The following is a 26471-nucleotide window of genomic DNA, read 5'->3' on the forward strand; positions in this document are numbered from 1 at the left end:
TGATCGACTTAGGTTAGGCTAACCTAAGTCGAACGTCGCGACCTCGCCCTTTCCCGTGTCCCGCTCGGACTCTCTCCCCCGCACGGAGGACCCCCACATGCGCTCGCACCTGCTCAACGACACCACCGCGGACCGGTACCGCCGTTCCGTGACCGAAGGGGTCGAGCGGGTGGCCGCCAAACTCGCCGCCACCGACCGCCCGTTCACGGGTGTCACGGTCGACGAACTCGCCCCCCGCATCGAGGGGATCGACCTCGACAAGCCCCTGCACGACACGACGGCCGTCCTCGACGAGCTGGAAGAGGTCTACCTCCGGGACGCGGTCTACTTCCACCACCCGCGCTACCTCGCCCACCTCAACTGCCCGGTCGTCATCCCGGCCGTGCTCGGCGAGGCCGTCCTGTCCGCCGTCAACTCCTCGCTGGACACCTGGGACCAGTCGGCCGGCGGCACCCTCATCGAGCGCAGGCTCGTCGACTGGACGAACGAGCGCATCGGTCTCGGCCCGGCCGCCGACGGCGTGTTCACCAGCGGCGGCAGCCAGTCCAACCTCCAGGCCCTGCTCCTGGCCCGCGAGGAGGCCAAGGCGGAGAGCCTCGCCGATCTGCGGATCTTCGCCTCCGAGGTCAGCCACTTCAGCGTCAAGAAGTCGGCCAAACTCCTCGGCCTCGCCCCCGAGTCCGTCGTCTCGATCCCCGTCGACCACGACAAGCGCCTGCAGACCGTCGCCCTCGCCCACGAGCTGGAGCGCTGCCGGCAGGACGGCCTCGTGCCCATGGCCGTCGTCGCCACCGCGGGCACCACCGACTTCGGTTCCATCGACCCGCTGCCCGAGATCGCCGAACTGTGCTCCCAGTTCGGCACCTGGATGCACGTGGACGCGGCCTACGGCTGCGGACTGCTCACCTCGCTGAAGAACCGGGACCGCATCGACGGCATCGAGCGGGCCGACTCCGTCACCGTCGACTACCACAAGTCCTTCTTCCAGCCGGTGAGTTCCTCCGCCCTGCTGGTCCGCGACGCCGCGACCCTGCGCCACGCCACCTACCACGCGGAGTACCTCAACCCGCGCCGCATGGTCGCCGAGCGCATCCCCAACCAGGTCGACAAGTCCCTCCAGACCACCCGCCGCTTCGACGCGCTCAAGCTGTGGATGACACTGCGCGTCATGGGCGCCGACGGCATCGGCGAGCTCTTCGACGAGGTCTGCGACCTGGCCGCCGAGGGCTGGAAGCTGCTCGCCGCCGACCCGCGCTTCGACGTCGTCGTACGGCCCTCGCTGTCCACCCTCGTCTTCCGGTACATCCCGGCCGCCGTCACCGACCCGGCCGAGATCGACCGCGCCAACCTGTACGCCCGCAAGGCCCTGTTCGCCTCCGGTGACGCCGTCGTCGCGGGCACCAAGGTCGGCGGACGCCACTACCTGAAGTTCACCTTGCTCAACCCCGAGACCACCGAGGCCGACATCACCGCCGTCCTCGACCTGATCGCCGGCCACGCCGAGCAGTACCTGGGAGAGTCCCTTGACCGCGCTTGCTGAACCCACGGACACCACCTACGACTTCGTGGGAATCGGGCTCGGGCCCTTCAACCTCGGCCTCGCGTGCCTGACCGAGCCGATCGCCGAACTCAGCGGTGTCTTCCTGGAGTCGAAGCCCCACTTCGAGTGGCACTCGGGCATGTTCCTGGAGGGCGCGCACCTTCAGACCCCGTTCATGTCGGACCTGGTCACCCTCGCCGACCCGACCTCCCCGTACTCCTTCCTCAACTACCTGAAGGAATCGGGCCGGCTCTACTCGTTCTACATCCGCGAGAACTTCTACCCGCTGCGGGTCGAGTACGACGACTACTGCCGCTGGGCCGCGTCCAGGCTGAGCAGCGTCCGCTTCGGGACGACGGTCGCGGAGGTGACGTACGAGGACGAGGTGTACACCGTGCGCACCGAGGCCGGCGAGCTGTTCCGCGCCCGGCACCTGGTCCTCGGCACCGGCACCTCGCCGCACGTCCCGGAGTCCTGCGCGGACCTCGGCGGCGACTTCATCCACAACTCCCGCTACATGCAGAACAAGCGGGAGCTCCAGGCCAAGGACTCGATCACGCTGGTCGGCAGCGGCCAGTCCGCCGCCGAGATCTTCTACGACCTGCTGAGCGAGATCGACGTCCACGGCTACCGGCTGAACTGGGTGACCCGCTCGCCGCGCTTCTTCCCCCTCGAATACACCAAGCTGACGCTGGAGATGACCTCCCCGGAGTACATCGACTACTTCCACGCGCTGCCCGAGGCGACCCGCTACCGCCTCCAGTCGGAGCAGAAGGGCCTGTTCAAGGGCATCGACGGCGAGCTGATCGACGCGATCTTCGACCTGCTCTACCAGAAGAACCTCGGCGGCCCCGTCCCCGCCCGGCTGCTGACCAACTCCTCGCTGGAGAGCGCGCGCCACGAGCAGGGCACGGGCACGTACACCCTGGGCCTGCGCCAGCAGGAGCAGGGCAAGGACTACGAGCTGAGCTCGACGGGCCTGGTGCTGGCCACCGGATACCGCTACGCCGAGCCCGCGTTCCTCGCGCCGGTCCGCGACCGGCTCCGCTACGACGGCCAGGGCAACTTCGACGTGGCCCGCAACTACGCCATCGACGTCACGGGCGGCGGGATCTTCCTGCAGAACGCCGGCGTCCACACCCACTCGATCACCTCGCCGGACCTCGGCATGGGCCCGTACCGCAACGCGTCCATCATCCGCGAGCTGCTCGGCACCGAGTACTACCCGGTCGAAAAGGCCATCGCGTTCCAGGAGTTCTCCGTATGACCACCGCCACCGCCATCGGCACCTTCACCGTCCGGCCCCTCGACCCCGTCGAGGACGCGCCGGTGCTGCACCGGTGGGTGACCCATCCCAAGGCAGCCTTCTGGATGATGCAGGAGGCGAAGCTGCACGACGTGGAGCGCGAGTACATGGCCATCGCGGCCAGTGACCACCACGACGCGTTCCTCGGTCTCCTGGACGGCGAGCCCGTCTTCCTGATGGAGCGCTACGACCCCCGGTACGTCGAACTCGTCGGCCTGTACGAGCCGCGGCCGGGCGATGTCGGCATGCACTTCCTGGTCGCCCCGAGCGACACCCCCGTGCACGGCTTCACCCGGGCCGTGATCACCTCGGTGATGGAGCACCTGTTCGCCGACCCCGCGACCGAACGCGTCGTCGTCGAGCCCGACGTTGCCAACACGGCCGTGCACGCGCTCAACGAGGCCGTCGGCTTCGTGCCGGCCCGGGAGATCCAGAAGCCGGAGAAGAAGGCGCTGCTGAGCTTCTGCACCCGGGAGCAGTTCGCGAAGGCGGTGGCCGCGTGAGCGCCGTCACGAGTGCCGCCCACCTCTCCCCCGAGCGCTGGGCCGAAGCCAACCGCCTCCTCCTGCGCAAGGCGCTCGCCGAGTTCGCCCACGAGCGGCTGATCACCCCGCGGAGCCTGCCGGACGGCCGCTACGAGGTCCTCGGCGACGACGGGCTCACGCGCTACCGGTTCACCGCGGCCCGGCGCATGCTCGACCACTGGCAGGTGGCCGCCGAGTCCATCACGCGGCACCGCGACGGCGAGGAACTCCCGCTGTCGGCGCTGGAGTTCTTCATCGAGCTGAAGACGTCGCTCGGCCTGAGCGACGAGATCCTGCCGGTCTACCTGGAGGAGATCTCCTCCACCCTCGCGGGCACCTGCTACAAGCTCACCAAGCCGCCGGTCACGGTCCGCGAGCTGGCCGGCGCCGGGTTCCAGGCCATCGAGACCGGCATGACCGAGGGACACCCCTGCTTCGTCGCCAACAACGGGCGGCTGGGCTTCGGCGTGCACGACTACCTCGCCTACGCTCCCGAGACCGCTCACCCGGTGCGGCTGCTGTGGCTGGCGGCGCACCGCTCGCGGGCCGCCTTCACGGCGGGCGTCGGCATCGAGTACGAGTCCTTCGTGCAGGGCGAGCTGGGCGCGGAGACGGTCGAGCGGTTCGACGGGATCCTGCGCGGGCAGGGGCTCGACCCCGAGGACTACCTCCTCATACCCGTCCACCCCTGGCAGTGGTGGAACAAGCTGTCCGTGACGTTCGCGGCCGAGGTCGCCCAGCGGCGTCTGGTCCCGCTCGGCGAGGGCGACGACGAGTACCTGGCCCAGCAGTCCATCCGGACGTTCTTCAACACCAGCAGCCCGCACAAGCACTACGTGAAGACGGCGCTCAGCGTCCTGAACATGGGCTTCATGCGGGGTCTGTCCGCCGCCTACATGGAGGCGACCCCGGCCATCAACGACTGGCTGGTCCAGCTCGTCGAGAGCGACCCGGTGCTGAAGTCCACCGGCCTGTCGGTCATCCGTGAGCGGGCGGCCGTCGGCTACCGGCACCTGGAGTACGAGGCGGCGACCGACCGGTACTCCCCGTACCGCAAGATGCTGGCCGCGCTGTGGCGCGAGAGCCCGGTCCCCTCGCTGGGTGAGGGCGAGTCCCTGGCGACGATGGCGTCCCTCGTCCATGTCGACCACGAGGGCGCCTCGTTCGCGGCCGCGCTGATCGAGCGGTCGGGGCTGACGCCGGTGGAGTGGCTGCGCGGCTATCTGCGCGCCTACCTCACCCCGCTGCTGCACAGCTTCTACGCCTACGACCTGGTCTACATGCCGCACGGCGAGAACGTCATCCTCGTCCTTCAGGACGGGGCGGTGCGGCGGGCGGTCTACAAGGACATCGCCGAGGAGATCGTGGTCATGGACCCGCAGGCGGTGCTGCCGCCCGCGGTCGAACGGATCCGCGTCGACGTCCCCGAGGACACGAAGCTGCTGTCGATCTTCACCGACGTCTTCGACTGCTTCTTCCGCTTCCTGGCCGCCCAGCTCGCGGAGGAGGGAGTCCTCTCCGAGGAGGACTTCTGGCGGACGGTCGCCGAGTCGGTGCGCGCGTACCAGGAGGCAACGCCCGAACTGGAGGACAAGTTCCGGCAGTACGACCTGTTCGCGCCCGAGTTCGCGCTGTCCTGCCTCAACCGGCTCCAGCTCCGCGACAACCGGCAGATGGTCGATCTGGCGGACCCGTCGAGCGCGCTGCAGCTGATCGGCACCTTGAAGAACCCGATCGCCGGGTTCTGAGCGGCGGGCCCCGTGCGGGGCTCCGAAGACGGGCGGGCGCCCCGGAGACGGTCCTCCGGGGCGCCCGTCGTTATGTCCCCTACCTCGCCGGCCAGGGGACCTGGGGCGAGTGGTAGTACCCGATGCCGAGGGCGTCCCAGCGGGGCGCCTGGGCGGCTAGGCGCACCTTGTAGGTGTCCCAGTCGTGCGTGGCGGCGGGGGACCAGCCGAGTTCGGCGGCCCCGGGCAGCCTCGGGAAGGCCATGACGTCGATGTCGGCGGAGTTCACGATCGTCTCCGTCCACAGCGGTGCCTCGACGCCCTTGACGGCCGAGGCGGGCACGCCGGGCAGATAGCTCCCGGGGTCCCAGTCGTAGGCGCGCCGCACCTCGACCAGACCGGCCCAGTCCTGCCCGAGCGGGGTGTCGGCGGTGTACTTCATGTCGAGGTAGAGCCGGTCCGCGGGCGACAGCACGAGCCCGGTCCCGTTCCGCGCTGCCGCGGCGACCTGCGCCTTCTCCTCGGCAGCGGTGTCGTCGAGCCCCCAGTACTGCGCGAGGGCGCCCTTGGCCGGGGCGGCCCCGGTGAGCTGGTGCCAGCCCATCACCTTCTTGCCGTACTTCGCGACGATCGGCTGGACCTTGTCCATGAAGGTCACGTAGTCGGCGTGGCTGGTGGAGTGCGCCTCGTCGCCGCCGATGTGGAGGTACCCGCCGGGGGTGAGCGCGGCCAGCTCCCGGATCACGTCGTCCACGAATCCGTACGTCACCGGCTTGCCCACGCACAGCGAGCTGAAGCCGACCTCGGTGCCGGTGTAGAGGTCCGGCGCGATCCCGTCGCAGTTCAGCTGCGCGTACGAGGCGAGGGCGGCGTTGGTGTGTCCCGGCATGTCGATCTCCGGGACGACCTCCAGATAGCGCGAGGAGGCGTACCGGACGATCTCGCGGTAGTCCGCCTTGGTGTAGAAGCCGCCCTGTCCGCCGCCGACCTGGGTGGAGCCGCCGTGGGCCGCGAGCCGGGGCCAGGAGTCGACGGCGATGCGCCAGCCCTGGTCGTCGCTCAGGTGCAGATGCAGCTTGTTGACCTTGTACAGGGCCAGTTCGTCGATGTAGCGCTTGACCTGGGCGACGGTGAAGAAGTGCCGGGAGACGTCGAGCATGGCCCCGCGGTAGGCGTAGCGCGGGGTGTCCCTGATGGTGCCGCCGGCGATCAGCCAGGGGCCGCGCTGGACGGAGTCCTTCTCGACGGCGGCGGGCAGAAGCTGACGCAGGGTCTGCACGCCGTGGAAGAGGCCCGCGGGCCTGCCCGCCGTGACGGTGACGCCCGAGGCCCCGCTGTCCAGGCGGTAGCCCTCGTCGCCGAGCCCCTTGCCGCCGAGCCGCAGCCGGATCCCTCCGGCTCCGTGCGAGGCGACCGGCAGCCGGTATCCGGTGGAGGGCCGCAGGATGTCCGCGAGGTACTCGCCGACCGCGCGGGCCGCGGGCGAGTCGTCGACGCGGATGCGGGTCTCACCGGTGACGCGGTACGGGGCTCCGCCCGGCTCGACGGAGGCGGGGGCCGGGACGACGCGGACCGGCGGGGCGGCTGCCCCGTCGTGCGGCGCCGCGCCCGTGAGCGAGAAGCCGGCCGCCGCCACGAGCAGCAGCGTACCGAGAAGGCGGGGCGTTCTGTGGTGCTGTCTCACATGCGCTCCCTTCGGTGCCCGGCGAAGGCTCTCCCGGCCCGTCCTCGGCCGTTCTCCCCGCCGTGCCCTTCGTTGTGGCCGATACCTCTGATTGGTCGAGACCACTCTGCCTCAGTCGCGGTGGAACAATCCTCCCCATGGCGGAAATCATCCAGCGGGACGGCACGTGGATCTTCGACGGCGACACACTGCGGCTGACCCCGGGACGGGACAAGAACGTCAGCCTGCTGCGCCGGACGCTGGGTGAACTCACCGTGCCGCTGGGCGCGTTGGCGGGTGTCTCGCTGGAGCAGGGCAGGAAGGCCGGGCGGCTCAGGCTCCGGCTGCGCGACGGCGCCGACCCGCTGCTCCAGGCGACGGGCGGCAAGCTCGCGGAGCCGAACGACCCGTATCAGCTCGCGGTGGAGGGCGACCGTCTCGGCGTCGCCGAGTACTTCGTGGACGAGGTGCGGGGCGCGCTGCTCCTCGACCAGGTGCCCACCGCCGCGGTCGACGGCTATCTGCTGCCCGGCCCGGCGGTGCCGCTGTCCGCGTCCGCCGGGGACGGCACGGCGAGCTTCGACGGCGAGCGCGTACGTCTGGAGTGGAACTGGAAGACGGAGGAGGCGAAGTCCGCGGCGGGCGCCCGGACGCTCGCGCTCGCCGACATAACGGCCGTCGAGTGGCGGCCGGCGGCCGGACTGGAGAACGGCTGTCTGCGCTTCACCGTGCGCGGCGGCGACACGAAGGCGCCGCCGAAGTACGACCCCAACTCCGTTGAGCTGTGGGGCTTCAAGCGGGACCCGCTGATGGCGCTGGTGGCGGCGGCCGTGCAGGTGCGGCTGCCGCATCCGGCGGCGGCCGTGGAGGACCGCCCGGCCGGGGAGCCCGACGGGGAGGCGGCCGCGGGAGGGGAGCCCGGGGCCGACCACGACGCCCTCCTGCGCAGGCTGCGCGAACTGGGCGAGCTGCACAGGGAGGGCGTCCTGACGGACGAGGAGTTCGCGCTGGCCAAGCAGGCGGTCCTCAAGCGCCTGTAGGAACGGGCGCCCGAGGACCGCCGCGCGGGGGCCGGCCGCCGGTCAGGGAGGCGGTACGCCCCGCCTTCCGGGCGTACCTGGTGCCGGTGGTCCGACGGGGTCCCGTGCGCGCCGGCACGCGGCCCCGGAGGCTACTTGGCCCGGCGGGCGATCGTGAAGTGGTCGACCTCGGCGCCGGTCTCGGCGATGCCACGGACCTTCAGGGTGGCCAGGCGTCCCTTCGGGGCCGGCTGGACGTCGACGCGCAGGAACGAGTAGTTGAGGTAGCGCACGCGCGACCAGGTGACCGTCTCGTTCTGCCTGCCGTCCTTGAGGTTGACGAAGGAGGCGACCGACTCGACCTCGTTCTCCTTGCCCTCGTAGGACTCGGGGGCGGTGAACGCGTACAGGCTGCGGCCGGCCGCGCCCGCCGTCACGTACACGACACCTTCGGTCTCGGTGTACGCCGTGCCGCCGATCGGCAGCTTCTTGGTGACCGCGTTCCCCTTGATCACGTCCGTGCGCTCGTACTGGTGGTTGTGGCCGTTGATCACCAGGTCGACGGTGTACTTCTCGAACAGCGGCACCCACTCCTGTCGCACGCCCCCCTCCGAGGCGTGCGCCGTGGAGGTGCAGTACGCGCAGTGGTGGAAGAAGACCACGACGAAGTCGATGTCCTTCGAGGCGCGGTACTTCTTGAGCTGCGCCTCCAGCCACGTGGTCTGGGTGCCGCCGGAGATGCCGAGGTTGGCCGGGATCTCGAAGGAGATGTCGTTGGCGTCGAGCGAGATGATCGCCGTGTTGCCGTGGACGAAGGAGTAGACGCCCGGCAGGTTGGCCTTGTCGGGTCCGTTGTCCGGAAGCGTCCAGCGGGCCTCCTCGCCGCCGTAGCCGTTGGGCGAGTACCAGGCCTCCATGTCGTGGTTGCCGTACGCCGGCATCCACGGCACCTGCTTGGCGACCGTCTCGGTCTGGGCGAGGAACTGGTCCCAGATGCGCGAGTCGAAGCCGGTGTCGGCGGTCTTGCCCTGGCCCGCCGGGTCGGCGTAGGCGATGTCGCCGGCGTGCAGGTGGAAGGCCGGGTTCTGGGCGAGCAGCAGGGCGTCGTTGGCGAGGCCGTGGTAGCCGACGCCCTCGTCGCCGAAGGCGGTGAAGGTGAAGGGCTCGGCGCGGTCGGGCGCGGTGGTGAAGGTGCCGAGCGTGCCGAGGAGGTGGGGCTGGGCCGGGTCGAAGCCCGCGTGGCCGACGCCGTAGTAGTAGGTCCTGCCGGGGCGCAGGTGGGTGAGCTTGGCATGCAGGTAGTACTGGGTGTGGTCGCCGCTCGCGCCCACGCCGGCCGGGGTGTGGAGGGTGCGCACCTCGGCCTCGATCTTGCGCGAGAGGTCCCAGGGGTGGGCGCCGATGCGGATGTAGGGCTTGCCGACGGCCGTCGGCACCTGCCAGGAGACGGTCATCTCGGTGCGCGGGTCGTTGCCGAAGGCGAGGTGGCGGCCGAAGGGGGCGACGAGCGCGCCGTCGACCTTGTCCGTGGCGGCCGGAGCGGCCGTCCGCTGCGCCGGGACGGCGGCCTGTGCGGCGCCGGGCACGAAGGCCCCGCCCGCGACGGCGCCGATGGTCACGGCACCGCCTCTGATCATGTTGCGCCGGGAGAACCTGGCGCGAAGGTACTCGTGCTGCTCGGCCATGGTCATCTTCTCGGCGAGCTGCTCGGGTACGCCCATGCGTGGAGTGTCCATGGCTCCAGAAGTTGCTCCGGGCAATCGACGGGACGCAGGACGCCGGATGGACAGCCTGCAAACAGCACACCATGAGAGATTCAACAAGCACTTGCCCGATATCGGGCAGGATTCTTGCGCATCATCTTCCCGTACCCCAGGATCAACGGGTGCACGACGAACTCGTTGATCATTTGACACGGTCGACCCCCCTGAACCGGGGCGAGGCGCTGCGGGTGATCCAGGACGTTCTCGCCTACTTCGACGAGACGGCCCAGGAGTTCGTCCGCCGCCGCCACCGCGAACTCCAGGCCCAGGGCCTGGTGAACGAGTCGATCTTCGAACGGATCGAGGCGGACCTGAAGTACCGCGCGGTCGCGCCGCCCGAGCTCACCCTCAGGCAGCTGCGCCGCATTGTCTACGGCTGAGGAATACGTATATATGTGCGGAATCGTCGGATACATCGGCAGGCGTGACGTGGCGCCGCTGCTCCTGGAGGGCCTTCAGCGCCTGGAGTACCGCGGCTACGACTCGGCGGGCATAGTCGTCACCTCCCCGAAGTCGGCCGGCCTGAAGATGGTCAAGGCGAAGGGCCGGGTCCGCGACCTGGAGGCGAAGGTCCCCAAGCGCTTCGCCGGCACCACCGGCATCGCCCACACCCGCTGGGCCACGCACGGCGCCCCCTCCGACGTGAACGCGCACCCCCACATGTCCGCCGACAACAAGGTCGCGGTCGTCCACAACGGCATCATCGACAACGCCTCCGACCTGCGGAAGAAGCTCGAAGCCGATGGCATCGAGTTCCTCTCCGAGACCGACACCGAGGTCCTCACCCACCTCGTCGCCCGCTCCCAGCAGGAGAAGCTGGAGGACAAGGTCCGCGAGGCGCTGCGGGTCATCGAGGGCACCTACGGCATCGCGGTGATGCACGCCGACTTCCCCGACCGCATCGTGGTGGCGCGCAACGGCTCCCCCGTCGTGCTCGGCATCGGCGAGAAGGAGATGTTCGTCGCCTCGGACATCGCCGCCCTGGTCACCCACACCCGCCAGATCGTCACGCTGGACGACGGCGAGATGGCCACCCTCAAGGCCGACGACTTCCGGACGTACACCACCGAGGGCACCCGGACGACCTCCGAGCCGACCACCGTCGAGTGGGAGGCCGCCTCGTACGACATGGGCGGCCACGACACGTACATGCACAAGGAGATCCACGAGCAGGTCGAGGCCGTGGACCGCGTGCTGCGCGGCCGCATCGACGACCGGTTCTCGACCGTGCACCTCGGCGGCCTGAACCTGGACGCCCGCGACGCGCGCGCCGTGCGCCGCGTGAAGATCCTCGGCTGCGGCACCTCGTACCACGCGGGCATGATCGGCGCCCAGATGATCGAGGAGCTGGCCCGTATCCCCGCGGACGCCGAGCCGGCCTCCGAGTTCCGCTACCGCAACGCGGTCGTCGACCCCGACACCCTCTACATCGCGGTCTCCCAGTCCGGTGAGACGTACGACGTCCTCGCCGCCGTGCAGGAGCTCAAGCGCAAGGGCGCCCGGGTCCTCGGCGTCGTCAACGTCGTCGGCTCGGCGATCGCCCGCGAGGCGGACGGCGGCATGTACGTGCACGCCGGCCCCGAGGTCTGCGTCGTCTCCACGAAGTGCTTCACCAACACCACCGTCGCCTTCGCGCTGCTCGCCCTGCACCTCGGCCGCACCCGCGACCTCTCGGTCCGCGACGGCAAGCGGATCATCGAGGGCCTGCGCAGGCTCCCCGCCCAGATCGCCGAGATCCTGGAGCAGGAGGACGAGATCAAGAAGCTGGCCGAGCAGTACGCCGAGGCCCGCTCGATGCTCTTCATCGGCCGCGTCCGGGGCTACCCGGTGGCCCGTGAGGCCTCCCTGAAGCTCAAGGAGGTCTCGTACATCCACGCCGAGGCGTACCCGGCCTCCGAGCTCAAGCACGGTCCGCTGGCGCTCATCGAGCCGGCGCTCCCCACGGTCGCGATCGTCCCCGACGACGACCTGCTGGAGAAGAACCGCGCCGCCCTGGAGGAGATCAAGGCCCGCAGCGGCCAGATCCTCGCCGTCGCACACCGCCACCAGGAGAAGGCCGACCAGACGATCGTCGTCCCGAAGAACGAGGACGAGCTCGACCCGATCCTGATGGGCATCCCGCTCCAGCTCCTCGCCTACCACACGGCGCTGGCGCTCGGCCGGGACATCGACAAGCCGCGCAACCTGGCCAAGTCGGTCACCGTCGAGTAGTCGGCGGACCGCCCCTGCGGTCCGCCACCCCCGTCCCCCGCCGGGCAAGTCCCCTTCCGGCGACCGGACATGGACGATCCCCGTGCGCACCACCCGCGCACGGGGATCGTTCTTCAAGGGCCGGAGCCGCCCAATACCCCGGCCCGCGCCGAGGTCAGCCGGTGGCCGTCACCCCCCGGCCGGCGGCGCGTCGCGGAAGAGCGGTGGGCCAGTGGGCGAGAGCCGCGGTCGCCGCGTACCAGGCGACGGCGCCGGCCGCGACGGCGAACCAGCCGCCGGCCTTGCCCAGGGCGGAGCTGTCGGCGAAACGGCCGACGGCGAGCAGCAGCAGGGAGACGAAGAACAGTCCGTAGACGCCCTGACCGAGGGTGTCGCCGCCCGCGAGGGCGAGTGAGAGCACGACGAGCGCGAAGAGCAGCAGGAAGAGCCCCGCCGCGTTGTCGGAGACCTGGCCGCCGGCCGAGACGGCCCAGGTGAACCAGAGGGCGCCGATTCCCGTGAAGGCCGTTCCGTTCGCCGTGTCACGGTCGCGGAGAGCGAGCAGACCGGCGACGAAGAGCGCGACGCCGCCTACGTAGTGGGCCAGTGACACGGCGTCGGCCGCCGTCACTCCGTCGATCAGGTCGGTGTACCCGAGGCCGAAGGCCAGCAGGGTCACGCCGAGCGCGAGTCTTCCTACGATCGTGGTGGTGTTTCCCGCAGAGACGTCGTTGTCCACGGCGGGCTCCCTTCATGCCTGTGCAGTTGTGCTGCGCCGTACCGGTCGCCGCGTAGGACCGGCGTCCCGTATATGCCCTTCACAAAGGCACAAACACCTCTACGCGTCAGTAGGTTCACTGACCGCACGGAGAGCGCCCAGACGGGCTCGTGGGGCGGACGGGGCGTCAGGGAATGACGATGACGGGGCGCTTGGCGCGCTTGGCGAGGCGTCCGGCGACCGAGCCGAAGATGCGTCCGACGATGCCGTGCGTGGATCCGACGACTATCGCGTCCGCCTCGTACTCCCGGCCCACTTCCTCGAGTTCGTGGCAGATGTCGCCGCCGCGCTCGACCAGGATCCAGGGCACCTCGGAGAGGTACTCGGCGCAGGCGAGCTCGAGCCCCAGCACCTCGGTGCGGTGGTCGGGGACGTCGACGAAGACCGGCGGCTCGCAGCCCGCCCACACCGTGGTGGGCAGCCGGTTGGCCACATGGACGATGATCAGGCCCGAACCAGAGCGGTGGGCCATCCCGATCGCGTAGGCGAGGGCGCGCTCGCTGGACGTCGAACCGTCGAAACCGACGACGACGCCGTGCTTGAAAGCGGGATCGCAGGAATGGCGGGGTTCTTCCGCCGCCAGGGGCTCGGCCGCCGTGGGATCGGCGAGCGGGCGCTTGCGGTCCGCGGGATCGAAGAATTCGTGACCGGCCATGGGTGTCTCGGCGTTTGGATCCTCAGTTGTGGGGACGACAACGAACGGCAGAGCTGTGTCTGGGAAACATCTTCCCAACCCCATACCCCCAAGGGTACGGCGGCAAGCCTCCTCCGCCCAGATCCCGCGCGCCTTACGCGGCATTCCAGGGAGCATGCACGAGAGGGTGCCCGTAACGCAATGGTTGCTGCCCCGTACAGGCGGTTTGCGCAGGGCACCCCGTGAATTTGCACCGGCGCCCGCGAACGGGGAGATCCGCCTCCGTACGGCGCCCGGCGGCCCCCGTACGGACACACGCCCCACCCGCCGGGCAGTGACCGGCGGGTCGAACACGCGTTGAACCGGTCGCAGCCGCCGCGGAGGGGGCACGCGGCGGAGATCAAACGCCGCGTGAAGCACGGAGAACACCGGAGCACCAGGGAGCAGCACGTGTCCGGACCCGACTGGAGCCCCCGCCCCTCCGCACCCCAGGCGCCCCCCGTCCCAGCGGCTCGCCCCGCCCCCTCCCCGGCCCCCGCGCCACCTTCCGGATCACGCCCGGGATCGCGATCGGGAACACGCTCCCCTTCGCGCGCCCCGGCACCCGGCGCCGTGGACACGGTGAGCGACGTGGTCCGCTGGGCGGCCTTCGCCTGCGTCCTCGTCCCGGCGGTCCTGCTCTGGTACGGCAGCTCGCTGGCCGGAGCGGCCGGTACCGCTCTCGGGCTCGCGGCCGTGACGGGCGTCTGTGTGATCCTGCTGCGTCAGTCCGAGCGGGGGGCGGCGATCCTGGCCGAGGAGCGGCGGAGCACGGCGCGCCCGCACGGGCGCCGGCGTGCCCCGCACCGGCACGGACGACACGGGAGGACCGGTCCGGGCGGCACGGGGAGCGCGGGGGCCACGGGGCGCGGGAGCGGAACGGGGGCGCGGGTCGGCCCACGGGGCGGGAACGGCACGGGAGTTCACCGAGGCGCTCGTCACAGTGGGGGAGGCAAGCCGGTCGACTGACCGGTTTGCGCGTACACCTACGCTTCTTTTCAGCCAACTTCCGGTAGTGGCGCATCCCTTGCTCGAACGACCCCCCAACCCCCGTTCGACCTGCACCTAAAGGGGTACGGAGGGCGCGCGCACCCTACGTGGATTGGCCACTGCCACGAGGCGCACTTCCCTGCGGCGCCCACGAGTGCAACGCTTCGTGATCGAATGCTTCACGCCAAGTTGCCATGTCGACATTCTGCGGAGTAGTGAACTGGTCACCTTGGCGTCACGGGACACAGTAGATTCGATCTTGTCTTACGGCGGGGGACTCGTGCAGGACCGAGGGGAAACGTGCAGGAGCGACACAACCGAGGAGCCGCGACCACCGAGGGGGGCTTAGCAGGATGAGCCACGACTCCACTGCCGCGCCGGAAACCGCGGCCCGGAAACTGTCCGGGCGACGCCGCAAGGAGATCGTCGCGGTGCTGCTGTTCAGCGGCGGCCCCATTTTCGAGAGTTCCATTCCGCTGTCGGTGTTCGGGATTGACCGCCAGGACGCCGGCGTGCCGCGCTACCGCCTTTTGGTGTGTGCCGGCGAGGAAGGCCCGCTGCGGACCACAGGGGGCCTGGAACTCACCGCACCACATGGCCTGGAAGCGATCTCCAGGGCCGGCACGGTCGTCGTGCCCGCCTGGCGGTCGATCACCTCGCCACCACCTGAGGAGGCACTCGACGCACTGCGCCGTGCCCATGAGGAAGGCGCCCGCATAGTCGGGCTGTGCACCGGTGCCTTCGTGCTCGCCGCGGCCGGTTTACTGGACGGCCGTCCGGCGACCACCCACTGGATGTACGCACCGACGCTGGCCAAGCGCTATCCGTCGGTGCACGTCGACCCACGAGAGCTCTTCGTGGACGACGGCGACGTGCTGACCTCCGCGGGTACGGCGGCCGGAATCGATCTCTGCCTGCACATCGTGCGGACGGACCACGGCAACGAGGCGGCCGGCGCGCTCGCCCGGCGCCTGGTGGTCCCGCCGCGGCGCAGCGGAGGCCAGGAGCGCTATCTCGACCGGTCACTGCCGGAGGAGATCGGCGCCGACCCCCTCGCGGAGGTCGTCGCCTGGGCGCTGGAGCATCTCCACGAGCAGTTCGACGTCGAGACGCTGGCGGCTCGCGCCTACATGAGCCGCCGCACCTTCGACCGCCGGTTCCGCTCGCTCACCGGAAGCGCTCCCCCTGCAGTGGCTGATCACTCAGCGCGTGCTGCAGGCGCAGCGTCTCCTGGAGACGTCCGACTACTCGGTGGACGAGGTCGCGGGCCGCTGCGGCTTCCGGTCGCCGGTCGCGCTGCGCGGTCACTTCCGGCGCCAGCTCGGCTCGTCGCCGGCCGCGTACCGTGCGGCGTACCGCGCCCGCAGGCCGCAGGCCGACCGGTCCACGGATCCGGACGGCCCGACGGGCCCGGTCGGACCGCCGCAGTCCCTGCACCAGGAGCACTCGGGCCCGGTCCCGATGCAGACCCGCCGCACGGCGGCGAACGGCCTGGGAGCCGCGGCGGCGCTGTCCGCGGAGGCGATGCGGGAGCGGGCGGAGCTGTACGCCGCCGGCAGGCCGAGCCTGCCGGGACAGCGCAGCGCGCCGTAGTCCGGCGACGGCAGGACACGGGGCCCTCACCTTCGGGTGCGGGCCCCTTCGGCATGAGGCCCGACCGGCGCGATCCGCCGCCCCGTCGGGCCGCACGGGCGGGTTAACCGGAGGGAGCGGGCCGTAGGGTGAGACACATGAACGATCGCATGGTGTGGATCGACTGCGAGATGACAGGACTCTCGCTGTCGGATGACGCGCTCATCGAGGTGGCCGCGCTGGTCACCGACTCTGAGCTGAACGTGCTCGGTGAAGGGGTGGACATCGTGATCCGCCCGCCGGACGCGGCCCTGGAGACGATGCCGGACGTGGTGCGCCAGATGCACACGGCCTCCGGACTGCTGGAGGAGCTCGCCGGGGGTACGACCCTGGCGGACGCCGAGGCACAGGTCCTCTCCTACGTACGTGAGCACGTCAAGGAGCCGGGCAAGGCCCCGCTCTGCGGGAACTCCGTCGGGACGGACCGCGGTTTCCTCCTGCGCGACATGGGCGCGCTGGAGAGCTATCTCCACTACCGCATCGTGGACGTCTCCTCCGTCAAGGAGCTGGCCCGCCGCTGGTACCCCCGGGCGTACTTCAACAGCCCGGAGAAGAACGGCAACCACCGCGCGCTGGCCGACATCCGCGAGTCCATCGCCGAGCTCCGCTACTACCGCGAGGCGATCTTCGTCCCGCAGCCCGGCCCCGACTCGGACACCGCCCGCACGATCGCGGCCAGGCACGTCCTGCCCGTCGAATAGGCCTTTGACGGGGCCCCGCCGGGCCCCGGAAAAAGGTGTGCGCGAGCACCCCTCAGAACCCTGTACACTTTTTCTCGGCCGGTCAGGGAAGTCCCGAAGACCGGACATGGTGGGTGTAGCTCAGTTGGTAGAGCACCTGGTTGTGGTCCAGGTGGCCGCGGGTTCAAGTCCCGTCACTCACCCTGAACGATCAGCCGGTGACCTTGTGAAAAGGTCACCGGCTGATTGCGTTCCCGGGCCCCGCGGCCCGTACGCTCCCTTCGTGCCCCACCCCACGCAGTCCTTCGCCACCGCCCGGCTCGATCTCCTGCCGTTGCGGGCCGAGCACGCCGAGGAGATGGCCGGGGTGCTGTCCGATCCGGCGCTGCACACGTTCATCGGAGGGGAACCGGACTCCCCGCGGGCGCTGCGGGCCCGGTACGAACGCCTCGTCGCGGGCTCACCGGATCCCGGCGCCCTGTGGTGCAACTGGGTGCTGCGGGAGCGGGAGGCGGGATGCCTGGTGGGGACGGTCCAGGCGACCGTCTCGGACGGGACCGCGGAGGTCGCCTGGGTCGTGGGCACGCCCTGGCAGGGGCGGGGGTACGCGGTGGAGGCTGCGAGGGCACTGGTCCAGCACGTGATCCGGACGTTCCCCGTCCACGCGGTCGTGGCCCATGTCCACCCCGGACACCACGCGTCCGCCGCCGTCGCCGCCGCGGCGGGACTCACCCCGACGGACGAACTCCACGACGGCGAGATCCGCTGGGAACTGACGGCCCACCGCTGACCCACCAGACCCCGGGCAGGGTCCGGCGACAACCCACCGAACCCCGGGCAGAGCCCGCCCATGACCCACCGGGCCCGGGCAGAGCCCGCCCATGACCCACCGGGCCCGGGCAGAGCCCGCCCATGACCCACCGGGTGCCGGGCAGAGTCCACCCCATGACCCACCGGGTCCCGATCCGGAACCGACGACGACCCGCCGGACCTCGAACCGGACCCGACGACGACCGCCAGGTCCCGAGCCGGACTTGACGATGGCACCACCCGGGCCGGACCGGGGGCCGGAACGCGCCGGCCTCAGGACGAGGCGCGCACCACGAGTTCCGCGGGCAGCACGAGCTGGCGCTTCTCCAGTCCGCGGGAGGCCGCGGGACGGCGGTCCGCGATCTCGCCGAGGAGGAGGTCGATCATGGCCCGGCCCATCTCCTCGATGGGCTGACGAACGCTGGTCAGCGGCGGATCCATGTGCCGGGCGATGGCGGAGTCGTCGTAGCCGATGAGCGCCACGTCCTCCGGGATGCGCCGGCCGCTCTCGCGCAGCACCTGGCGGGCACCCGCCGCCATGACGTCGGAACCGGCGAACACCGCGTCGATGTCCGGGAAGCGCTCGAGCAGCAGGGCCATGGCACGCCGGCCCCCCTCCTCGGTGAAGTCACCGGGAACGATCAGCCGCTCGTCCACCTCCCGGCCCGCGTCCCGCAGACCCTGGCGGTAGCCGTCGACGCGTCGCTGGGCGCCGTAGACGTCCATGCGGCCCGCGAGGTGGCCGATTCTGGCGCGCCCCCGGGAGACGAGATGCTCCACGGCCGCGCGCCCGCCGCCGTAGTTGTCGGAGTCCACCGACGGAAGCGTCTCCTCGGCCGAGCGCCGGCCGCTGATGACAGCCGGGATCTCCAGCTGGGAGAGCAGGTCGGGCAGCGGATCGTCGGCGTGCACCGAGACCAGCAGGACGCCGTCCACGCGGTGCGCCGCCAGATACTGCGCCAGACGCTCCCGCTCCCGGTCGCTGCCCGCGAATATCAGCAGCAACTGCATCTCGGTCTCGGAGAGTTCGGCACCGACACCGCGCAGCATGTCCGAGAAGTACGGTTCCGCGAAGAAACGCGTCTCCGGCTCGGGGACGACCAGGGCGATCGCGTCCGTGCGGTTGGCCGCGAGGGCACGCGCCGCCGTGTTCGGGACATAGCCGAGCTCGGCGACCGCCGCCTCGACCGCGGCCCGGGTCGCGTCGCTGACCCGCGGGGAGCCGTTGATCACCCGGGAGACCGTGCCACGGCCCACTCCCGCGCGCGCGGCCACCTCTTCGAGGGTCGGCCGCCCGCCACTGCGGCCCCGCGCTCCGTGGACTGCCATGGCCTCCGCCTCCCGTCGACACCAACCTGGCCTGGAATGTAACAGCCCCGTCCGGCGGAACCGCTGTCGCTGGGCACCGGTCCAGGAGGCGTCACCTTGTGGACGGCCCCCCTGGGAGTACCCCGCGGGCCATGAGACGCTTCCGGCCATGTGGCGGAATGACATCTTCAGCTAACAGGCCGATAACTGAAGGCATCTCTCCGCTCCCTCACCCTTGACACCCCCGCCGGAACCGACGACTCTTCAACACATCACCTGTGGGAGCGCTCCCACAGTACCTGACACATACACATCCCGCACGTTCCCCGCCCGAGCCGCAGCGAGAAACAACGGGCGCCACCAATGCAGTTGGCCGGGGGGTCGGCACGTCAGGCAACAGGAGGACGCAATGCGCACGAGTACCCGCCGGTCCCGCAGGCTGGGGGCCATAGCGGTCGTCGCCGCGCTGGCTACGGGACTGCTGGCCGGCTGTTCGAGCGACCCGGACGACGGTTCGGACAACAGCGGTGGTAGCGGCAAGGGCAAGACGACCCTGACCATAGGCACCTTCGGCGTCTTCGGATACAAGCAGGCCGGCCTCTACGACGAGTACACGAAGCTCCACCCCGACATCTCCATCAAGGAGAACGTCACCACCCGTACCGACGTCTACTGGCCCAAGACGCTGACGCGTCTGCAGGCCGGCTCCGGCACCGACGACATCCAGGCGATCGAGGTCGGCAACATCACCGAGGCCGTCCAGACCCAGGCCGACAAGTTCGTCGACCTCGGCAAGGAGGTCGACAAGTCGCAGTGGCTGGACTGGAAGCTCTCCCAGGCCACCACCAAGGACGGCAAGACCATCGCGCTCGGCACCGACATCGGCCCGATGGCGATCTGCTACCGCAAGGACCTCTTCGAGAAGGCCGGTCTGGAGACCGACCGCACGAAGCTCGCGGAGCAGTGGAAGGGCGACTGGGCGAAGTACGTCGCGCTCGGCAAGGACTACATGAAGAAGGCGCCGAGCGGCACCAAGTTCGTGGACTCCGCCTCCTCGGTCTACAACGCGGCCCTCGGCGGCGAGAGCGAGCGGTACTACGACAAGGACGGCAACGTCATCTGGGACAAGTCCTCCGGTGTGAAGAAGTCCTGGAACGCCGCCATGACCGTGGCGACCAGCAACATGTCGGCGAAGCTCAAGCAGTTCGACCCGACGTGGGACCAGGGCTTCGCCAAGGGCTCGTTCGCGACCGTGGCCTGCCCCGCCTGGATGATGGGCTACATCCAGGAGAAGTCCGGTGACTCGGGCAAGGGCAAGTGGGACGTGGCGGCCGCGCCGACCGCGGCCAACTGGGGCGGTTCGTTCATCGGCGTGCCGACGGCGGGCAAGCACCAGAAGGAGGCCATCGCGCTGGCGAAGTGGCTGACCGCCCCCGAGCAGCAGGCGAAGGTCTTCGCCAAGCAGGCGAGCTTCCCGTCGACCCCGTCGGCCTACTCGAACCTGACGCCGGCCGCCGCCACCACGGAGTACTTCTCCAACGCGCCGATCACGCAGATCTTCGGCGACTCGGCGAAGACCATCCCGGTCCAGTACTTCGGCACCAAGGACCAGCCGATCGGCACCGCGATCACCGACGTCGGCATCCTCCAGGTCGAGCAGAAGGGCAAGTCCCCCGACCAGGGCTGGAGCGCGGCCAAGGCTGAGATCAAGGACGTGCTCGGCCAGTGACCAGCTCCAAGCAGGCTCTCGCGCACCCCGCGACGAGCGCCGACGCCGCGCCCGGCTCTCAGCCGGGCGCGGCCCGGGGCGCTCAGGGTCGCGGTACGCCGCCGAAGGACCCCGGTTCCTGGCGCAGCCGGCTGTACCGCTGGGACATGAAGGCGTCGCCGTACGCATTCATCGCCCCCTTCTTCATCGTCTTCGGGGCCTTCGGGCTCGTACCGCTGCTCTACACGGCCTGGTACTCGCTCCACAATGTGCAGCTCTCCGGGCTGGACCACCAGACCTGGGCCGGTCTGGACAACTACAAGAACCTGCTGTCCTCGGAGTTCTTCTGGAACGCCCTGGGAAACACGTTCACCATCGGCGTGATCTCCACGGTGCCGCAGCTGCTCATGGCGCTCGGGATCGCCCACCTGCTCAACTACCGGCTCCGCGGCTCGACCGTGTGGCGGGTCATCATGCTCACCCCGTACGCCACCTCGGTGGCGGCGGCGACGCTCGTCTTCACGCTGCTGTACTCGTGGGACGGCGGCATGATCAACTGGCTGCTGCACTTCGTCGGGGTCGACCCGATCAACTGGCGCGAGTCCGACTGGGGCGGCCAGTTCGCCGTCTCCTCCATCGTGATCTGGCGCTGGACCGGCTACAACGCGCTGATCTACCTCGCGGCCATGCAGGCGATCCCGGCCGACCTGTACGAGTCGGCCGCCCTCGACGGCGCCGGCCGCTGGCAGCAGTTCCGCCACGTGACGATCCCCATGCTGCGGCCGACGATCCTGTTCACGGTGGTCGTCTCCACCATCGGCGCGACCCAGCTCTTCGGTGAACCGCTCCTGTTCGGCGGGGTCAGCGGCTCCAAGGGCGGCTCGGCGCACCAGTACCAGACGCTCGGCCTGTACATGTACGACCAGGGCTGGGGCATCGGCAACCTCGGCAAGGCGTCGGCGATCGCATGGACGATGTTCCTGATCCTGCTGATCATTGCCGCGATCAACCTGCTGATCACCCGACGGCTGAGGAAATCCCAATGACCACGACTGAACTGACTGCCTCCCCGGCAGACGCGAGGCCGGCCCCGGACAAGCGCGAGCCCGGACGCCGCCGGGTGCTCGGCGCGGGCAAGCAGCTCCACGCGGGTCCGGTCACCTATGTCGTCCTGGCCGTGTTCGCGCTGGTCTCCCTCGCGCCCCTGGTCTGGACGGCCATCGCGGCCTCGCGCAACAACACGCGGCTGGCGCAGAATCCGCCGCCGCTCTGGTTCGGCGGAAACCTGTTCAAGAACCTGGAGGCCGCCTGGGAGCAGGCCGGGCTCGGCACCGCGATGATCAACTCCACCATCGTCGCCGGCACCGTCACCATCGGCACGGTCGTGTTCTCCACCCTCGCCGGGTTCGCCTTCGCCAAGCTGAAGTTCAAGTTCTCCGGACTTCTCCTGCTGCTGACCATCGGCACGATGATGATCCCGCCGCAGCTCGCCGTCGTGCCGCTGTACCTGTGGATGAGCGACCTGGGCTGGTCCAACCAGCTCCAGACGGTCATCCTGCCCACCCTGGTGAGCGCCTTCGGCACGTTCTTCATGCGCCAGTACCTGGTGCAGGCCCTGCCCTCCGAACTCATCGAGGCGGCGCGGGTGGACGGCGCGAACAGTCTGCGCGTGGTGTGGCACGTCGTCTTCCCGGCGGCACGCCCGGCGATGGCGGTACTCGGCCTGCTGACGTTCGTCATGTCCTGGAACGACTTCCTGTGGCCGATCATCGCCCTGAACCAGCAGGAGCCGACGGTCCAGGTCGCCCTCAACGCGCTGGGCACCGGCTACATCCCCGACCAGGCCGTGATCATGGCGGGCGCGCTGCTCGGCACCCTGCCGCTGCTCATCGCCTTCCTCCTGTTCGGCAAGCAGATCGTGGGCGGAATCATGCAGGGCGCGATCAAGGGCTGACCGCCCCTCCAGGGGCCGGGTCACCGCCGCCTCGGCCCCTCAGTCCCGCCTTTTACCCTCCCCACCTCCAACCCGTCGGTCTTCACGACCCCCTTGGGAGCGCTTCCATGCCTGAGTCCTCAACACCCGTGACTTTTCCTCCGGCCTTCCTCTGGGGTGCGGCGACCTCCGCCTACCAGATCGAGGGCGCGGTGCGGGAAGACGGCCGAACGCCGTCGATCTGGGACACCTTCAGCCATACACCTGGCAAGACGGCCGGCGGCGAGCACGGTGACATCGCTGTCGACCACTATCACCGCTACCGCGACGACGTGGCCCTGATGGCGGACCTCGGGCTGGGCGCGTACCGCTTCTCCGTCTCCTGGTCGCGGGTGCAGCCCACCGGCCGGGGACCCGCCGTCCAGCGCGGCCTGGACTTCTACCGGCGTCTGGTCGACGAGCTGCTGTCGAAGGGCATCAAGCCGGCGGTCACCCTCTACCACTGGGACCTGCCGCAGGAGCTGGAGGACGCGGGCGGCTGGCCCGAGCGCGAGACGGCGCTGCGCTTCGCGGAGTACGCGCAGATCGTGGGCGAGGCGCTGGGCGACCGTGTCGAGCAGTGGATCACGCTGAACGAGCCCTGGTGCAGCGCCTTCCTGGGGTACGGCTCCGGTGTGCACGCCCCCGGCCGGACGGACCCGGTGGCGGCGCTGCGCGCGGCCCATCACCTGAACCTCGCGCACGGGCTCGGCACTTCGGCGCTGCGCTCGGTGATGCCGTCCCGCAACTCGGTGGCGGTGAGCCTCAACTCCTGCCCGATCCGGCCGCTGTCGCAGGACCCGGCGGACCTGGCCGCGGTCCAGCGCATCGACGACCTGGCCAACGGCGTCTTCCACGGCCCGATGCTGCACGGTGCCTACCCGGGCACCCTGTTCACGGCGACCCGCTCCATCACCGACTGGTCGTTCGTCCAGGACGGCGACCTCGCCCTGATCCACCAGCCGCTGGACGCCCTCGGCCTCAACTACTACACGCCGACGCTCGTCTCGGCCGCCACCGCCGTCACGGACGGTCCGCGCGCGGACGGCCACGGCTCCAGCTCGCACTCCCCCTGGCCGGGCGCGGACGACGTCGCGTTCCACCAGACGCCGGGCGAGCGCACGGAGATGGGCTGGACGATCGAGCCGCAGGGGCTGCACGAGCTGATCATGCGGTACACCCGCGAGGCGCCGGGCCTGCCCCTGTACATCACGGAGAACGGCGCGGCCTACGACGACAAGCCGGACCCCGACGGCCGCGTCCACGACCCCGAGCGCGTCAGCTACCTGCACGGCCACCTGTCCGCCGTGCACCGCGCGATCGAGGACGGGGCGGACGTCCGCGGCTACTTCCTGTGGTCCCTGCTGGACAACTTCGAGTGGGCCTACGGCTACGAGAAGCGCTTCGGCGCGGTCTACGTCGACTACGCGACCCAGAAGCGCACCCCGAAGTCGAGCGCCCACTGGTACAGCCAGGCGGCCCGCACGGGAACCCTGGCACCGGTGGCGCCCGCCGAATAGGGCGGCACCCGCAGACACGGGGCGCGACACCCGAGGGGGGTGCCGCGCTCCGGCCCGTCCCGCGACGGGAAGCCCGGCGGGAGGGTGAGAAGGCAGGGGCCGTGGGGGGGGGGGCCCCCCCCCCCGCCCCCGGGGGGGGCCCCCCCCCCCCGGGGGGGCCGGCGGGGGGGGGGGGGGGGGGGGCGCCCCCCCCCCCCCGCGCCGGGCGGGGGGGGGGGGGGGGGGGGGGGGGGGGGGGGGGGGGGCGCCCCCCCCCGCCCGCCCCCCCCCCCCCCCCCCCCCGCCTCCGTGCACGGGGCCGGGCCCCGTCGCCCCGGCCCCTCCCCCGCTCCCCGTTCCCCCGACCCCCGTCCCCTCGTCCCCGACCCCCGTTCCCCGTCTTGGGCCGTTCCCCGTCCTGGGCCCCGTCCCGGCTATCCGTTGCCGCCGAACGCCGCGTCGAAGGACGCCGACGGCGGTTCGAAGTCGTACGTCCTGAGCCGGGCCAGCGCTTCGGGCGCGCCGTGGAGGCGGTCCATGCCGGCGTCCTCCCACTCGACCGAGACGGGCCCGGCGTAGCCGATGGAACGCAGCATGCGGAAGATGTCCTCCCAGGGGACGTCGCCGTGGCCCGCCGAGACGAAGTCCCAGCCGCGGCGCGGGTCGCCCCAGGGCAGGTGGGAGCCGAGCCGGCCGTTGCGGCCGTCCAGACGGGTGCGGGCCTCCTTGCAGTCGACGTGGTAGATGCGGTCGCGGAAGTCGTAGAGGAATCCGACGGGGTCGATGTCCTGCCAGACGAAATGGGACGGGTCGAAGTTGAGGCCGAAGGCGGGACGGTGGCCGACCGCCTCCAGGGCCTTGTGTGTCGTCCAGTAGTCGTAGGCGATCTCGCTCGGGTGGACCTCGTGCGCGAAGCGGACGCCCTCGGCGTCGAAGACGTCCAGGACGGGGTTCCAGCGGGTGGCGAAGTCCTCGTAGCCGCGCTCGATCATCGCCTCGGGTACGGGCGGGAACATGGCGACGAGGTGCCAGATGGCCGAGCCGGTGAACCCGATGACGGTGTCGACGCCGAGGGCGGCCGCCGCGCGGGCGGTGTCGGCGATCTCGGCGGCGGCCCGTCTGCGTACGCCCTCCGGTTCGCCGTCTCCCCAGACGCGGGCGGGCAGGATCGCCAGATGGCGTTCGTCGATGATGGCGTCGCAGACGGCCTGGCCGACCAGATGGTTGGAGATCGCCAGGCACTTGAGGCCGTACTTGTCGAGGAGCGCCCGCCGGGACTCCACGTAGGAGGGGTCCCCGAGCGCCTTGTCCACCTCGAAGTGGTCGCCCCAGCAGGCGAGTTCGAGCCCGTCGTAGCCGAAGTCACGGGCCAGTCGGCAGACCTCCTCCAGGGGCAGGTCCGCCCACTGACCGGTGAAGAGCGTGAAGTCACGCGGCATGTCGGGGCCTCCTCAGACCGCTACGGGGGTGTACGTGGAGTTCTTCCGGGCGCTCTCCTCGACGGCGGCGAGGACGCGCTGGACCTGGAGTCCGTCGGCGAAGGACGGTGTCGGGGGCCGGCCGTCCGCGACGGCCTGGACGAAGTCGCGGGCCTGGTGGGTGAAGGTGTGCTCGTAGCCGAGGCCGTGCCCCGGCGGCCACCAGGCGTCGAGGTAGGGATGGTCCGGCTCGGTGACGAGGATGCGCCGGAAGCCCGCGCGGGCGGCCGGTTCGGTGTGGTCGTGATACGCGAGTTCGTTGAGCCGTTCCAGGTCGAAGGCCAGCGAGCCGCGCTCGCCGTTGAGTTCGATGCGCAGGGAGTTCTTGCGTCCGGAGGCGAAGCGGGAGGCCTCGAAGGAGGCGAGGGCTCCGGAGGCGAGGCGGGCGGTGAACAGGGCGGCGTCGTCGACGGTGACGTCGTCCGTACGGGAGTCCCGCGCGGGCCCGGAGGCGGACAGCCCGGCGGACGCCCCCGCGGGCAGGGGCCGTCGCCGTACGAAGGTCTCGGTGAGCGCGGAGACCCCGCCGAGCGTCTCGCCCGCCAGGTACTGCGCGAGGTCGACGATGTGGGCTCCGAGATCACCGAGCGCGCCTGATCCGGCCTTGTCCCTGCGGAGCCTCCAGGTGAGCGGGAACTCCGGGTCGGTGAGCCAGTCCTGAAGATACGTCACCCGCACGTGCCGCAGGGTTCCGAGGCGGCCCTCGGCGACCATCGAGCGGGCGAGCGCGGTGGCGGGGAGGCGGCGGTAGTTGAAGCCCACCATGGACATCTGGCCGCGTCCGGCGGCCTCGGCCGCGGCCGCCGCCATGGCCTCGGCCTCCTCGACGGTGTTGGCGAGCGGCTTCTCGCACAGCACGTGCTTGCCGGCGGCCAGCGCGGCGACGGCGATCTCGGCGTGGCTGTCGCCGGGTGTGCAGATGTCCACGACGTCGACGTCGTCCCGGGCGATCAGCGAGCGCCAGTCGGTCTCGGCGGCCGCCCAGCCGTGCCGGTCCGCCATCGCGCGTACGGCCCGCTCGTCGCGGCCGCACACGGCGGCGAGGACCGGGCGGCGGGGCAGGTCGAAGACGCGGCCCGCGGTGCGCCAGCCCTGCGAGTGGGCGGAGCCCATGAAGGCGTAACCGACCATGCCCACGCCCAGGGGCGGTTTCGCTGCCTCGTCGCCCTGGTCCGGCTGTCCCATGCGGGGGTCCTCCTCGTCGTCGTGGC

The 26471-nt window shown here is 70.6% G+C and carries 21 protein-coding genes, 1 tRNA gene and 1 pseudogene; 16 read left to right on the forward strand and 7 right to left on the reverse strand.

Features of this window, described 5'->3' with window-relative positions:
- The first annotated feature begins 97 nt into the window (after positions 1-97).
- The 4 genes from desA to ACFYYF_RS25540 are packed head-to-tail and all read left to right on the forward strand — an operon-like array spanning position 98 to position 5118.
- Positions 98-1540, forward strand: coding sequence for a lysine decarboxylase DesA (gene desA, locus ACFYYF_RS25525; RefSeq protein ID WP_361683541.1), 1443 nt, complete (start codon positions 98-100; stop codon positions 1538-1540).
- Positions 1524-2807, forward strand: coding sequence for a lysine N(6)-hydroxylase/L-ornithine N(5)-oxygenase family protein (locus ACFYYF_RS25530; protein WP_388779561.1), 1284 nt, complete (start codon positions 1524-1526; stop codon positions 2805-2807). The genes desA and ACFYYF_RS25530 overlap by 17 nt, the downstream gene beginning before the upstream one ends.
- Complete coding sequence (locus ACFYYF_RS25535; RefSeq protein ID WP_361683537.1) at positions 2804-3349, forward strand: GNAT family N-acetyltransferase; 546 nt, start codon at positions 2804-2806, stop codon at positions 3347-3349. The genes ACFYYF_RS25530 and ACFYYF_RS25535 overlap by 4 nt, the downstream gene beginning before the upstream one ends.
- Positions 3346-5118: an IucA/IucC family protein gene (locus ACFYYF_RS25540; protein WP_388779563.1), complete on the forward strand. Its 1773-nt coding sequence runs from the start codon at positions 3346-3348 to the stop codon at positions 5116-5118. The genes ACFYYF_RS25535 and ACFYYF_RS25540 overlap by 4 nt, the downstream gene beginning before the upstream one ends.
- 79 nt (positions 5119-5197) lie before the next feature.
- Here the strand turns inward: ACFYYF_RS25540 and ACFYYF_RS25545 are convergent, their stop codons facing one another.
- Complete coding sequence (locus ACFYYF_RS25545) at positions 5198-6781, reverse strand: beta-N-acetylhexosaminidase (protein ID WP_388779566.1); 1584 nt, start codon at positions 6779-6781, stop codon at positions 5198-5200.
- Positions 6782-6918: 137 nt separating this feature from the next.
- Here ACFYYF_RS25545 and ACFYYF_RS25550 point away from each other — a divergent pair, with 137 nt between their 5' ends.
- Positions 6919-7800 carry a DUF4429 domain-containing protein gene (locus ACFYYF_RS25550; protein ID WP_361683531.1) on the forward strand — a complete coding sequence of 294 codons (882 nt, stop codon included), beginning with the start codon at positions 6919-6921 and terminating at the stop codon, positions 7798-7800.
- Positions 7801-7931: 131 nt separating this feature from the next.
- Here ACFYYF_RS25550 and ACFYYF_RS25555 read toward each other — a convergent pair whose 3' ends face one another.
- Positions 7932-9500, reverse strand: a complete 1569-nt coding sequence (locus tag ACFYYF_RS25555) for a fibronectin type III domain-containing protein (RefSeq protein WP_388779569.1) — start codon at positions 9498-9500, stop codon at positions 7932-7934.
- Positions 9501-9664: 164 nt separating this feature from the next.
- Here ACFYYF_RS25555 and ACFYYF_RS25560 point away from each other — a divergent pair, with 164 nt between their 5' ends.
- Positions 9665-9922: a hypothetical protein gene (locus tag ACFYYF_RS25560; protein ID WP_351861678.1), complete on the forward strand. Its 258-nt coding sequence runs from the start codon at positions 9665-9667 to the stop codon at positions 9920-9922.
- 13 nt (positions 9923-9935) lie between these two features.
- Complete coding sequence (gene glmS, locus ACFYYF_RS25565) at positions 9936-11753, forward strand: glutamine--fructose-6-phosphate transaminase (isomerizing) (protein ID WP_361683526.1); 1818 nt, start codon at positions 9936-9938, stop codon at positions 11751-11753.
- A 154-nt stretch (positions 11754-11907) separates the two neighbouring features.
- Here the strand turns inward: glmS and ACFYYF_RS25570 are convergent, their stop codons facing one another.
- Both ACFYYF_RS25570 and ACFYYF_RS25575 read right to left on the reverse strand, forming a co-directional pair.
- Positions 11908-12471 (reverse strand): GPR1/FUN34/YaaH family transporter, encoded by a 564-nt coding sequence (locus ACFYYF_RS25570; RefSeq protein ID WP_388779573.1) that lies wholly within the window; start codon positions 12469-12471, stop codon positions 11908-11910.
- A 166-nt stretch (positions 12472-12637) separates the two neighbouring features.
- Positions 12638-13165, reverse strand: a complete 528-nt coding sequence (locus ACFYYF_RS25575) for a universal stress protein (protein ID WP_037619095.1) — start codon at positions 13163-13165, stop codon at positions 12638-12640.
- Positions 13166-13756: 591 nt separating this feature from the next.
- Between ACFYYF_RS25575 and ACFYYF_RS25580 the strand changes: the two genes are divergently transcribed.
- The 5 genes and pseudogenes from ACFYYF_RS25580 to ACFYYF_RS25600 all read left to right on the forward strand — a co-directional run bounded on the left by ACFYYF_RS25580 (position 13757) and on the right by ACFYYF_RS25600 (position 17275).
- Positions 13757-14152 carry a hypothetical protein gene (locus tag ACFYYF_RS25580; protein ID WP_361683522.1) on the forward strand — a complete coding sequence of 132 codons (396 nt, stop codon included), beginning with the start codon at positions 13757-13759 and terminating at the stop codon, positions 14150-14152.
- Between the two features lie 374 nt (positions 14153-14526).
- Positions 14527-15766, forward strand: a pseudogene (locus tag ACFYYF_RS25585) (helix-turn-helix domain-containing protein).
- A gap of 137 nt (positions 15767-15903) precedes the next feature.
- Positions 15904-16506, forward strand: a complete 603-nt coding sequence (orn, locus tag ACFYYF_RS25590) for an oligoribonuclease (protein WP_361683518.1) — start codon at positions 15904-15906, stop codon at positions 16504-16506.
- A gap of 109 nt (positions 16507-16615) precedes the next feature.
- Positions 16616-16688, forward strand: a tRNA-His gene (locus ACFYYF_RS25595).
- A gap of 80 nt (positions 16689-16768) precedes the next feature.
- The gene (locus tag ACFYYF_RS25600; protein WP_388779577.1) at positions 16769-17275 is read left to right on the forward strand and encodes a GNAT family N-acetyltransferase; all 507 of its coding nucleotides are present in this window, start codon (positions 16769-16771) and stop codon (positions 17273-17275) included.
- Positions 17276-17568: 293 nt separating this feature from the next.
- Here ACFYYF_RS25600 and ACFYYF_RS25605 read toward each other — a convergent pair whose 3' ends face one another.
- Positions 17569-18624 carry a LacI family DNA-binding transcriptional regulator gene (locus ACFYYF_RS25605; RefSeq protein ID WP_388779580.1) on the reverse strand — a complete coding sequence of 352 codons (1056 nt, stop codon included), beginning with the start codon at positions 18622-18624 and terminating at the stop codon, positions 17569-17571.
- Between the two features lie 388 nt (positions 18625-19012).
- Here ACFYYF_RS25605 and ACFYYF_RS25610 point away from each other — a divergent pair, with 388 nt between their 5' ends.
- The 4 genes from ACFYYF_RS25610 (at position 19013) to ACFYYF_RS25625 (ending at position 23803) form a co-directional block, all read left to right on the forward strand.
- Positions 19013-20332, forward strand: a complete 1320-nt coding sequence (locus ACFYYF_RS25610) for an ABC transporter substrate-binding protein (RefSeq protein WP_361683512.1) — start codon at positions 19013-19015, stop codon at positions 20330-20332.
- Positions 20329-21357, forward strand: a complete 1029-nt coding sequence (locus tag ACFYYF_RS25615) for a carbohydrate ABC transporter permease (protein WP_388779585.1) — start codon at positions 20329-20331, stop codon at positions 21355-21357. The genes ACFYYF_RS25610 and ACFYYF_RS25615 overlap by 4 nt, the downstream gene beginning before the upstream one ends.
- Positions 21354-22265: a carbohydrate ABC transporter permease gene (locus ACFYYF_RS25620; protein ID WP_388779587.1), complete on the forward strand. Its 912-nt coding sequence runs from the start codon at positions 21354-21356 to the stop codon at positions 22263-22265. Before ACFYYF_RS25615 ends, ACFYYF_RS25620 begins: the two co-directional genes overlap by 4 nt.
- Before the next feature lie 107 nt (positions 22266-22372).
- Positions 22373-23803, forward strand: a complete 1431-nt coding sequence (locus ACFYYF_RS25625; protein ID WP_388779590.1) for a GH1 family beta-glucosidase — start codon at positions 22373-22375, stop codon at positions 23801-23803.
- Between the two features lie 413 nt (positions 23804-24216).
- Here ACFYYF_RS25625 and ACFYYF_RS25630 read toward each other — a convergent pair whose 3' ends face one another.
- On the reverse strand, positions 24217-25221 hold the full coding sequence (locus tag ACFYYF_RS25630; RefSeq protein WP_388779592.1) for a sugar phosphate isomerase/epimerase family protein: 1005 nt from the start codon (positions 25219-25221) through the stop codon (positions 24217-24219).
- Between the two features lie 12 nt (positions 25222-25233).
- The gene (locus ACFYYF_RS25635) at positions 25234-26445 is read right to left on the reverse strand and encodes a Gfo/Idh/MocA family protein (RefSeq protein WP_388779595.1); all 1212 of its coding nucleotides are present in this window, start codon (positions 26443-26445) and stop codon (positions 25234-25236) included.
- Positions 26446-26471: the final 26 nt, after the last annotated feature.

It is taken from the genome of Streptomyces sp. NPDC001914, assembly GCF_042891215.1.
GTDB lineage: Bacteria > Actinomycetota > Actinomycetes > Streptomycetales > Streptomycetaceae > Streptomyces.